General features: G+C 64.2%; 9 protein-coding genes and 1 pseudogene. 5 read left to right on the top strand and 5 right to left on the bottom strand.

Translation table 11 applies throughout. From position 1 onward, the window contains the following. Window positions 1-366 (top strand): Crp/Fnr family transcriptional regulator (locus Q0U08_RS12675; RefSeq protein ID WP_298091755.1); only part of this gene is annotated, 366 nt, incomplete at its 5' end. Window positions 367-572: 206 nt separating this feature from the next. Here the strand turns inward: Q0U08_RS12675 and Q0U08_RS12670 are convergent. From Q0U08_RS12670 to Q0U08_RS12655, 4 genes are all read right to left on the bottom strand, one after another. Further along, complete coding sequence (locus Q0U08_RS12670; RefSeq protein WP_298091754.1) at window positions 573-1,757, bottom strand: ATP-binding protein; 1,185 nt, start codon at window positions 1,755-1,757, stop codon at window positions 573-575. A 318-nt stretch (window positions 1,758-2,075) separates the two neighbouring features. Next, on the bottom strand, window positions 2,076-4,415 hold the full coding sequence (locus tag Q0U08_RS12665) for a xanthine dehydrogenase family protein molybdopterin-binding subunit (protein WP_298091753.1): 2,340 nt from the start codon (window positions 4,413-4,415) through the stop codon (window positions 2,076-2,078). Further along, window positions 4,412-5,401, bottom strand: coding sequence for a xanthine dehydrogenase family protein subunit M (locus tag Q0U08_RS12660; protein WP_298091752.1), 990 nt, complete (start codon window positions 5,399-5,401; stop codon window positions 4,412-4,414). The genes Q0U08_RS12665 and Q0U08_RS12660 overlap by 4 nt, the downstream gene beginning before the upstream one ends. Then, window positions 5,398-5,904 carry a 2Fe-2S iron-sulfur cluster-binding protein gene (locus Q0U08_RS12655; protein ID WP_298091751.1) on the bottom strand — a complete coding sequence of 169 codons (507 nt, stop codon included), beginning with the start codon at window positions 5,902-5,904 and terminating at the stop codon, window positions 5,398-5,400. Before Q0U08_RS12655 ends, Q0U08_RS12660 begins: the two co-directional genes overlap by 4 nt. A gap of 418 nt (window positions 5,905-6,322) precedes the next feature. Here Q0U08_RS12655 and Q0U08_RS12650 point away from each other — a divergent pair, with 418 nt between their 5' ends. The 4 genes and pseudogenes from Q0U08_RS12650 (at window position 6,323) to Q0U08_RS12640 (ending at window position 10,102) form a co-directional block, all read left to right on the top strand. Next, window positions 6,323-8,689: a membrane-bound PQQ-dependent dehydrogenase, glucose/quinate/shikimate family gene (locus Q0U08_RS12650; protein WP_298091750.1), complete on the top strand. Its 2,367-nt coding sequence runs from the start codon at window positions 6,323-6,325 to the stop codon at window positions 8,687-8,689. Between the two features lie 221 nt (window positions 8,690-8,910). Next, window positions 8,911-9,156, top strand: a complete 246-nt coding sequence (locus Q0U08_RS12645) for a PD-(D/E)XK nuclease family protein (RefSeq protein ID WP_298091749.1) — start codon at window positions 8,911-8,913, stop codon at window positions 9,154-9,156. Further along, window positions 9,114-9,461: pseudogene (locus tag Q0U08_RS19880) on the top strand (PD-(D/E)XK nuclease family protein); the annotation flags it as partial. The gene Q0U08_RS12645 and the pseudogene Q0U08_RS19880, both read left to right, overlap by 43 nt. Window positions 9,462-9,667: 206 nt before the next feature. Beyond that, window positions 9,668-10,102, top strand: coding sequence for a hypothetical protein (locus tag Q0U08_RS12640; RefSeq protein WP_298091748.1), 435 nt, complete (start codon window positions 9,668-9,670; stop codon window positions 10,100-10,102). A gap of 330 nt (window positions 10,103-10,432) precedes the next feature. On the opposite strand, the gene Q0U08_RS12635 is transcribed toward Q0U08_RS12640, so the two are convergent. Then, window positions 10,433-10,958 (bottom strand): hypothetical protein (locus tag Q0U08_RS12635; protein WP_298091747.1); only part of this gene is annotated, 526 nt, incomplete at its 5' end.

Genomic DNA, 10,958 nt, shown 5'->3' with positions numbered 1-10,958 from the left:
GCGGCGATCCACTTATCCATGCCGCGAGCCTGTTCAGATAAAACGAGCCACCTCTTGACCCAGATGTCGAGGACGATCGTCTCGTCGCTCGCGCATTCGATCGAGCGGCGGATGGCGCGATGGATCCTGCTCTACCACGACCGAGTACGCGAGGACGACATCTGCATGACGCACGAGGAGTTCAGGCTCATGCTCGGTGTCCGTCGCAGCAGCGTAACCGACGCCCTGCACAAGCTCGAAGAGGATGAGGCTGTCCGCTCCGTACGCGGGCGTGTGATCGTGCGTGATCGGGAGCGGCTGCTGCGGCTTGCGGGTGACACCTACGGGTTCGCCGAGGCGGAATATCGGCGCCTACTCGGCCGCTGATCAAGTAGAGTTTGCCGACTGCCGCCCCCGGGTGACCCGATAGGTGGTTGGAAAAAACCATATCTCGCCGACTTGCCCTCACCGATGAGATTGGACGCTCATTCGAGATGAACGAATGGCCAAAGTTGGGGCGGGGGAAATACGTCTCCAATGACCGAATATAGGTCTGGCCGCCAATGTGGTTGGCTTGGCGTTGTCCGTCGCCGTCAATTTTCCTGAGTGTCGGGCATCACTCGTTGCATGAATTGATCGAATAACGGAACCGTGAAGGCGGTGTCGCCATGCGCAGGGCTGAAGAGCATGCCCTTGGCGATCAGGCTGTTTCGGGTCGGCGCCACCGAGGAGACCTTGACCTTCAGCTGATCGGCGACATCACCGGAACGATGCGGTCCAGGGCCAAGCGCTGCCATAGCACGCAGATACCGTTTCTCGGCGGGTGTCAGCCGATCGAAGCGCACGCGAAAGAAGCTGGCGTCCAGCTCAGCAAGCGCGGCCGCGCGAGCCATATCGACATCAGCCGCCGTGATCGGCGATGCGTCGGCAACCTCCCAGCTATGCTTGCCCCATTCCTGCAGGAAATAGGGATAGCCCTGAGTATCTCCCACAATGGCCGTCACTGCTTCGGGTGTAATTGCCTCTTCTTCCCGCTCGACGGGAACACGGATAGCGGCTGCCGCTGCGGCTTCGTCGAGGGGGCCGAGGCTGACGAACTCAAAGAGACGTTCGGCATAGGATTTTGCGCGGCCCATCTGACCCAACAGCTGCGGCAAGCCGGCGCCGACCAGGGTTACCGGCAACCGGAGTTGGTTTGCCCGGTGCAAGGCGCTGATAAGGGCTGCAAGCTGCTCCTCGGCAACATATTGCAGTTCGTCGATCATCAGAACAACTGCAGTTTCCCGTTCGCGCGCCGCTTCGCCAACGGCGACCATCAGGTCTGCTAGGTCCAGATCAAGATCGCCCGAATCTGCCAAACCGGGTTCCGGCTCGAGATCAAGGGCAATCTCAAAATCATCATATTTGAGCTTGAGCTTGGCAAAGCCGGCGAGTGCGCGCAACGCGTGCTTCACGCCTGCACCGGCACGCGCGGTTCGATCGAGCCGCAGCAGCCCCGCGCGCAGCGATGGGGCAATCAGCGCTGGCAGCGAACGGTTCTCCGGTGCCTCGATCGTCACGGCAAGCATCCGCTCAGCTTCTACCGCTTCACGCACAGCTCCCAGCAGCACCGTCTTGCCCACTCCACGAAGGCCGTAGAAGATGGTCGAGCGTGCTGGACGACCAGCACGGATGCGATCTAGTGCGATAAGGGTGCGCTCAAGGAGCGGCTCACGCCCGGCGAGTTCGGGTGGCGGTGTGCCAGCGCCAGGGGCGAATGGGTTACGGCGCGGGTCCATAGCGAGGTTATGGTATGTTATCGATATTCTGTAAACCTCTATAAGATCACTTTACCCGTGTGCAGTTGCACCGACCGCACCTCCGGCTGTCTGCACCAAATTCCTCCACTGCAGCCACGTTCCGCCATTCACGATCCCACCAGGTATCAGGCGCGGGCACAGCCCGGAGTTGAATGGACGACTGAGTTGGAAAGCGGGGAAGGGGGCGTGAGTGTCCACTTGTGGGTCACTCCTGCTAGTGAGCCTACGCTTCGCGCTTTGAACGAACCAATTGGCTCATGCTAACGATCGCGTGAAGTCAGCGCCGGCCCCCGCCTATCAAATCACCTTATCGAGGGTGATTGGTAGATCACGAACACGGGTGCCGGTGGCATCATAGATCGCGTTGGCAACCGCTGCGGCGACGCCGGTTATGCCGATCTCGCCGATGCCGTGTGCGCCCATCGGGGCATGGGGATCGGGAATGTCGGTCCAGATCACGTCAACTTCGGGCACGTCGAGGTGAACCGGCAAGTGATATTCAGCAAGGCTGGGATTCATGATCCGACCGTTGCGCTCGTCAAACTGTGTTTCCTCCATCAGTGCCATGCCAAGCCCCATGATGATGCCACCGCGAAACTGGCTGCGGGCTGTCTTTGGGTTGAGGATGCGTCCGCAATCGAACGAGCCCAGGAACCGGCTGACGCGCGTCTCGCCGGTGACGGCGTTGACGCGCACTTCGCAGAACAGCGCGCTGTGCGAGTGCATCGACCAATGCATCAGCTCGAGAGGGGCCGACCCCGCCTTGGTCGCCGATATGCTGTCCCGCTGCGACCGACCGAGGATCGAGGCATAGCTCTCGTGGCGGCCCGGATCGGTGAGGCTGGCAAGACCACCATCGACACAGCCAACCTCTTCGGACGACAGGCCAGCGAGCGGGGAATCGTTGCCGGCCAGCTTGATAAGGTCGCCGACCAGTGCGCCGTGAGCGGCGATTACCGCGGCACCGATCGCGGCGGTCTGCTGCGATCCCCCGGCCATGATCGCACCGGGGATGGCGCTGTCGCCATAGCCCACTTCGACTTGGTCCATCGGCAGGCCCAAGCGTTCGGCCGCAACGATCGCGGTGGTTGTGGACGTGCCCATCCCCATTTCGGCCGCCGCGACCTCGACCAGCGCCTTCACTCCGGCGCCGTCGCGGGTCAGCGTGATGCGCGCCTCCGCGCCGGGCATGCGATAATAGGGGTAGGTGCCGGTCGCGCAGCCGACGCCGATGCGCCATTCACCGTCACGCCGCGTGCCGCGCGGAGGCCGCGCGTGCCAGCCGAAGCGTTCGGCCCCGTCGCGCCATGCCTGGGCGATGTGGCGCGAGGAGAAGGGCAGACCGGAGGTGGGATCCTTCTCAGGTTCGTTGCGCAGGCGCAGCTCCACGGGGTTGATCCCCAGTTCCGCCGCCAGCTCATCGATTGCAGATTCGAGCGCAAAGGTGCCGACGGCCTCGCCCGGCGCGCGCATGAAGGTGTTGGCGAGCATGTTCATTCGCGCCACCTCTACCTTCAGCCGGATGTTGGGCGCGGCATAGGCGGCCTGGGTGCCGAGGATGAACGGCTCGGGCATGTTATTGTGCGGCGTCATTACCGAAAGGCCGGTATGGATCAGTGCCTGGAAGCGCCCGTCCGCGTTGGCGCCGATCGCCACGCGCTGCTCGGTCAGCGTCCGGCCGCCGACCACGCGATAGACGCCTTCGCGCGACAGTGCGATTCGAACTGGACGGCCCGAAAGCTTCGCGGCCGCGGCGCCGATGACCTGGTGGTCCCATAGCCCTTTGCTGCCGAATCCACCGCCCACGTAGGGCGAGGTGAGCCGCACCTTTTCGGTCGCAAGGCCGAACGTGTCCGCCATCGTCTGCGCCTGCTGCGTCACCATCTGGCTGGCGTCATGGATCACCAGCTCATCGCCGACCCAGGCAATGGTGGCGGCGTGAGGCTCGATCGGATTGTGGTTGTGGCGCGGCGTGCGGTAGACGCGGTCGACTTTGTGCGGGGCCGCGGCGAACGCCTTCTCGGCGTCACCGACCTCCTTCAGCAACGGCTGTCCCATGAACAGCCCCTGCTCGATGCCATTCGTTTTTGCGGCCGCGAGCGTCGTCGTCGAGGGCTCAGCCGCATAGGCGATCTCGAGAAGGGAGGCAGCGTGATCGGCCTGTTCCTGCGTTTCGGCGAGGACACAGGCGACTGGCTGTCCATTCCAATGGATGCGATCGTCCTGCAGGATCGGCAGGTCGGCCGGACCAACCGCGGAAGGCGAGGAGCCGAACACCGGGGGTGTGGCCATCCGCGGCGCGTTGAGATGGGTCATCACCAACACGACACCGCGAGCGGCCTCCGCCGCCGCAGTGTCGATCGCGGTGATGCGCCCGCGTGCAATGGTGGCGTAGACGAGCGCGGCATAGGTCATGTCGGCGAAGCGATGCTCTGCGGCGAACGCGGCTTCGCCCCGGACCTTCAACGCGCCGTCGAGCCGCGAGACGGGCTTGCCGATCAACCCGTGCTTACGCGCGATCAGCGGGTCAGGGACGCCGCCGGGAATCCAGCTGTCGGGTGCGAGCGGCACCAGCTTCGTCATGGCGCCTTGTACCAGTCCCTGCGCAGCCTGCTTGGCGCTGTCGAGAATGCTCATGCCGCGTCTCCCGTCGTCAGCTCTTCCAGGACCGCCGCCAGCGTTCGGCTAGCGAGCGTTGGCTTGAAGGCATTGTCACGCAGCGGCCGGGCTTCGGCGAACTCCGCCGCAGCCGCTTCGAGAAAGAGCTGATGCGTCGCCCGACCGTCGCGAAGTGCCGCCTCAGCCTTCGTCGCGCGCCACGGTTTGTGAGCGACCCCGCCGAATGCGATGCGGACATCCTTGATGCGATCACCCTCCATTTTCAGTGCCGCCCCGACGGATACCAACGCGAAGGCGTAGCTCGCACGGTCGCGGACCTTTCGGTAGGTTGACCGTGTGCCGGACGGCAGCGGCGGTAGCGCGACCGCGGTCACGAGCTCGCCGGGATCGAGGCTGGTGTCGCGATCTGGCTGGTCGTCGGGTAGGCGGTGAAAATCAGCGAAGGGGATCGTGCGCGCGCCTGCGGAGCTGTCGACGTGCACCGTCGCGTCAAGCGCGGCGAGTGCTACGCACATGTCGGAGGGGTGTGTCGCGAAGCAGGCGTCCGAGGCGCCGAGGACGGCGTGAATGCGGTTGAAGCCCTCGCGCGCGTCGCACCCCGAACCGGGCTGGCGCTTGTTGCAGCGCGACCCCTCGGTGTCGTAGAAATAGGTACACCGCGTGCGTTGCAGCAGATTGCCGCCCACGGTCGCCATGTTCCGGATTTGGGCCGAGGCTCCGGCCAGGATTGCGCGCGACAGCAGGGGATAGCGCATGCGCACCGCGCGGTGTTCGGCGAGTGCCGTGTTGCGTACGGCGGCGCCGATCAGCAGTCCGCCATCCTCGGTTTCTTCGATCGTGGCGGGGAAGCCGCTGACGTCCACCAGCCGTTCGGGTCGAGCGACAGTCTCACGCATCAAATCGACAAGGTTGGTGCCGCCGCCGAGATAGGCGGTGCCGGTGATCGCGCCTTGATGTAGCGCGTCGGCGGTGTCGGTCGCGCGGGTATAGTCGAAGGGGGTCATGCGGACACCTCTGCCGCGAAAGTTGCCCGGATTGCGTCGACGATGCCGTTGTGCGCGCCGCAGCGGCACAGGTTACCGCTCATCCGCTCCTGGATCTCCTCGCGCGTCCAACGCGCCTCGGCCGAAAGATCGGCGCTAACGTGACTTGGAACACCGCGCTCCAGTTCGCTGGCCATGCCGATCGCCGAGCAGATCTGCCCCGGGGTGCAATAACCGCATTGGAAGCCGTCATGCTCGACGAAAGCAGCCTGCAACGGGTGAAGCACGTCGCCGTCGGCCAGCCCCTCAATGGTCGTGATCGCTCGCCCGTCATATTGCACTGCGAGCGCAAGGCAGGACAAGATGCGCTCCCCGTCGACCAGCACAGTGCATGCCCCGCACGCGCCTTGATTGCAGCCCTTCTTCGTCCCGCTCAGATGCAGGCCTTCGCGCAAGTGGTCGAGAAGGGAAACGCGGGGGTCGATAGGGACATTCACCTCTTTCCCATTCACGATGAGCGACATGGCAGGTCCTTTCGCGTTTGGCTTGCACCAGATGAATAGCAGGCGAACCGAGCACACGCCATCACGGCGCCAAGCCATCCGCTCTATGCGGTCATGACCTCTTTTGCGAACCGTGCCGGCTTAAGATCGGCCGAGTAGTTGACAATTTGGGTCGGGCGTTATGGCACGATGTGAACGATTGGCGCCTTCGGGATGCGCGGAATTGACCGTTAATGTTCGTATCTGGTCCATGTGGTCCTGCCACTCCGTGCACAGGAGAACTTACCCTGTCGAACAGAACGGCTACTCCGAAGTTGCCAACCTGCTCGAACACTCAGGGCAGCGCGACGAGATAGGCATAGCGCCGTATTGTGTCTGCCGCCTGAGACTTCCGCCCGGCCCACGCGTTGAACAGCAAACAGGTCGGAAGGGAACGGGCATGGCTCAGCTCTACAGGCTGGCGGTCGCGTGGTGCGTAGCTATCCTTGGCGGCTTCTTCGGGGTGGCTGGAGCCGTTCTCGTCTCACTGGCCGGGTCGCCCTATTATCTGATCGCCGGCATCGCGATGGTAGTCAGCGGTGCGCTGCTCGGCCGCGCACCCCGACTTGGCCGCTGGCTGTTCATCGCGATCTGGGTTGGCACCGCGCTTTGGGCGCTGTGGGAAGTGGGGTTCGACGGGCTGCAACTTATTCCCCGGCTGGTCGCGCCAACCGTATTGCTGGTGCTGGTGCTGCTGACCGGATGGCGAGCGCATATGTGGCGGTCGAGTGCCCGCGTGGCTCCCGTTGCCGCGGCGGCGCTGCTGGCGCTCGGCATCGGCGGCGTCCTGCTGCAGGGCGAGGGGGTGGAGGCGCAGAGCCCAGCCGACACCGCGACATTGCCCGCCCGCCCGATTGGCGAGGCAGACGGCGACTGGCGCGATTATGGCGGCACGCTGTCGGGGCGGCGCTATTCGGCGCTGGCCGATATCACGCCGCAGAATGTCGGCCGGCTACAGCTTGCCTGGACCCAGCGGACGGGCGACCTGCCGATGGCGGCCGAGACGCAGGACCATAAGCGCGAATATCATTCAGAGGCGACGCCGATCCATATCGACGACACGCTCTACACCTGCACGCCGCATTCCTTTGTTCAGGCAATCGACGCGACCACAGGCAAGACGAAGTGGAGCTGGCACGAAGATGCGCCGATCGCCGGCAACAACTATCTGGTTTGCCGCGGCGTCACCTATTTCGAGGCACCAACGGGCACGCCATGCCCGCGCCGCATCTTCGCGCCGACCTTCAATGCGCGGCTGGTGGCGCTCGACGCTGATACCGGGCGGCCGTGCCCCAGCTTTGCCAACGGCGGCGCGATCGACCTGCGTACCAATATGGGCACCTCCAGACCGTCCGATCAGATCGGCACGACACCGCCCGTCGTCGTCAACAATCGGCTGATCATCGGCGAGCGGATCATCGACAACGTTAACCGCGACATCCCCTCGGGCGTGGTGCGTGCCTATGATCCGGTGTCGGGCGTGCCGATCTGGGCCTGGGACGTCGGCCGCTCACAGGACGCGATCGCACCGTTGCCCGAGGGGCAGACTTATACCCGCGGCACCCCCAACGTGTGGGGCGCGATCACTGCCGACGCCAACAACGGGATCGTCTATCTGGGTACAGGCAATGCCTCGCCCGATTATTGGATCGGCTATCGCCGACCGTTCGACGACCGGTTCGGCTCGTCGATCGTCGCGCTCGACATCGCCACCGGCAAGCTGCGCTGGACGCGTCAACTCGTCCATCGCGATATGTGGGACATGGATCTGCCGATCGGCCCGTCGCTGTTCGACTATCGTGCGCCCAATGGCCAGGTCATCCCCGCGCTGATCCAGACGACGAAGATGGGGCAGGTTTTCTTTCTGAACCGCCTGACCGGCACGCCGATCGCCGCGATCACCGAACGGCCGGTGCGCACCGACGGCGCGACCCCGGGCGTGCGCGTATCGCCGACGCAGCCCTTCTCGACCGGGATGCCCAGCTTCACCCCGCCGGCCCCGACCGAGGTTGCCACCTGGGGCGCGACGCCGATCGATCAGCTGTTCTGCCGTATCGATATTCGCCGGGCGCAGGGCACCGGCATCTATCAGCCGATGGCGCTGAAGCCGATCATCGGCCATCCTGCTTTTGACGGGGTCACGGACTGGGGCGGCGCGGCGGTGGATCCGGTGCGCGGGGTGATGACGGTCAATACGATGGAGATGCCGTTCAAACTGTGGCTGATGCGCCGCGACGACCCGCGCGTCGCGCCAATGATGAAACAGAAGCAGGGCGGCGAGAACGCCATGCAGGCGCAGCTCCAGACCCAGTACAACACGCCTTACGTCGCGGTGGTGAAGGCATGGGTTGGCATCTTCGGCGCGCCGTGCGTCGCGCCGCCTTGGGGCCATCTGACCGCCGTTGACCTAAGCACGCGCAAGGTACTTTGGAAGAAGGTGCTGGGGACGGCGCGCGACACCGGGCTGTTCGGATCGCATCTGGGTGTGCCGCTCAAGACGGGCGTGCCGAACCTCGGCGGATCGATCATCACCGCGGGCGGCCTCGCCTTCATCGGCGCGACGACCGATCAGTACCTGCGCGCCTTCGACCTCAATACCGGCAAGGTGGTATGGAAGGCGCGCCTGCCCGCCGGCGCGCAAGCGACGCCGATGACCTATCGTGGACGCGACGGGCGGCAATATATCGTGATCACGGCGGGCGGCCATGGCGCGTTGGGTACGCGATATGGCGATTATACGCTTGCATACGCTTTGCCGAGGAACTGACGACGATAGCCTCCCGCTAAAGCACGGCCGTGGCCGGGCTGAACGAACGGCAGAACGGTGGCAGTGACCCGGGTATCGCGAGTGTCCGCAACTGGGTCGCCGAGCAAACTCACCGACAGACCATTTCCAAGCGAAAGCACGAGCACGCTTAACGGCTGGCGTTTGGACGTGCGAATTGCCAGACATAGTGGCTTCGCTTGAGGGGAAGGCTCATACAAACAATGCAGCTGCTCGCCGGAACGGCGGATCTACTCCAGGGTCGGGCGGCGCAGCGGGCGGCGGACGCAGAGATGCGCGCGCCCGATTTCTGCCTGCTCGACTATCTCGACAGTCGTGAGAACGGCATCTCTCGCATCCTCGCAAACCTCCTCGATCCGATGGGCAGCCACGGTCAGGGCGCCCGATTTCTCGAGGCGTTCATCAAGTGGGCGGGTCTCGACGGCAGCTGGGTCACGGGTGCCCATTAGCGAGCGTCTACACCGAGATGCCGACCGCGTCAGGCAAGGGCCGGGGCTACATCGACGTACTGGTAAGAATCGGCGGTCCGGCGCTGGCGATTGAGAACAAGCCCGACGCGAACGACCAGCCTTTGCCCAGGTACCTGGACGATCTCGCACATCATTGCCGCGACGGGCACTGCCTGGTGTATCTCTCCGGTTCCGGCGATGGACCAACTGCGGCGTCGATCGAGCCGGCCCGGGTAAGCCGCGAGGTTGAGGCCGGCAATCTAGTGCTGACCGGCTACCCGGCGCTGATCGATTGGCTGGAGGCGTGCATGCCTGTTAGCCGGGCTCCCGCAGTCTCGGCTATGTTGGAGGGGCTCGTGCGCCATATCGGCAAGCGCTTCATGGGGACGGATGACGTGAAGGAGCAATCTGACCTCATAGACTTAGTAACGCGGGACCGCGACGCACTGGAGCCGGCGCTGGCGATCGTCGAAGCAGGTGCGCGATCCGCGCGCGCCTTCTGGAGGGTGTCGTGGCGTCGGTGGCAGACGCGGCGCGCAGCCGAGGGTGGCACATCGCCCGCTCCGATCTCGGGCCGGTTAGATACAGCGCGATCACCATCCGCTTCGCTGCCAAGTCCAGCCTCGGATTCGGTCTCGCGGTGGATACGGCCAGCTACGGCTGGTTCTACTATGGTCTTAACAGCGTCGACGGCGTGAGGCTGCCCGCGGGACTCAAGGGAGCCATGAAAGGTCTTCCCGGCGCGCCGAAATCGGGCACCGCGTGGCCAGTTTGGAAGCTGGTTGGCCCCAACGACCGCTATTTCCCTCTCGCCACCCATGCCGATCGCGCGTTCTGGCTCTCTGCCCAAGACGGCAGCCTCGCCGCCATGGTGATTGACTTCGTCGACGCGGTGGACAAGCGACTACGTGCCGATCGGTTGCTAACGGCGGTGCGGTCTCGCTGATGACAAGAGTCTCGCCCTCTAGGGCGGCGATGAATGGGCCTCGAGAGTTGGGGAGGAGGCGAAGCTCCCTGAGCGTCTGAATGTGGTTCCTGAGGGCTACATCGGCTCCCGACCAATCCACGTCGTTCAACGATGTCGCTGCAACCGTCCGCTTCCAGCAACAGCTGCCGTTGCCGAGCGACTGGTCATGGGGACATTTCGGAACGGCAGGTTGTGGATCGGTAAAGGGAAGAGCTGCCATCGCTGAACGTATCGATCCCCAAGCGAAGGTATTGAGAGCCATAGCCCGCCGACCCAGTGCACGCATCTGCAAGGCCAAAAAGAGTCCAGTTACTCCGATGATCCTGCGAGCTTCGCCACTTCGCTTATGATTTGCCGAAGCTGGATGGGCTTCTGAAGGCGCGCGACTTGCTCGAATTCCGGTGGGATCACCTCCTCGTCGTAGCCGGTAACGAAAACGAACGAGATCCCGCCGTCCTTCAGCGCCTCGGCCAGCTTAAACGATGGACCCGCTCCAAGATTGATATCGACCACGGCGACGTCCGGCCGATGCCCCTCGAGTCCCGCGAGCGCGTCGGCTTCGCTCGAATAAGGACCGAGGACCTCCGCACCGGCACCCTGCAAAGCGCGAGCAACGTCCGTGGCCAGATAATATTCGTCCTCGATGACGAGGACAGTTTTGCCGCCAAGGTCTGGTCCACCTGCCATGTCCAGGGCTCCTCCAAATACGGTCGCCCGCTGCGGCGCGCTTGTCTCCAGGACGCTGGCGCCTTGCTTGAGCGGGAATTCGAGGTCACACCGCGCGCCGCCCGGCTCGATGACGAACTGGCCGCGCCCCTTTAGTTCATGGGGGATG

This window comes from uncultured Sphingomonas sp. (assembly GCF_946477935.1).
In the GTDB taxonomy this organism is placed as follows: Bacteria; Pseudomonadota; Alphaproteobacteria; order Sphingomonadales; family Sphingomonadaceae; genus Sphingomonas.
The sequence above is the reverse complement of the archived record's forward strand: the minus strand, read 5'-3'. Positions and strand labels throughout refer to the sequence as shown.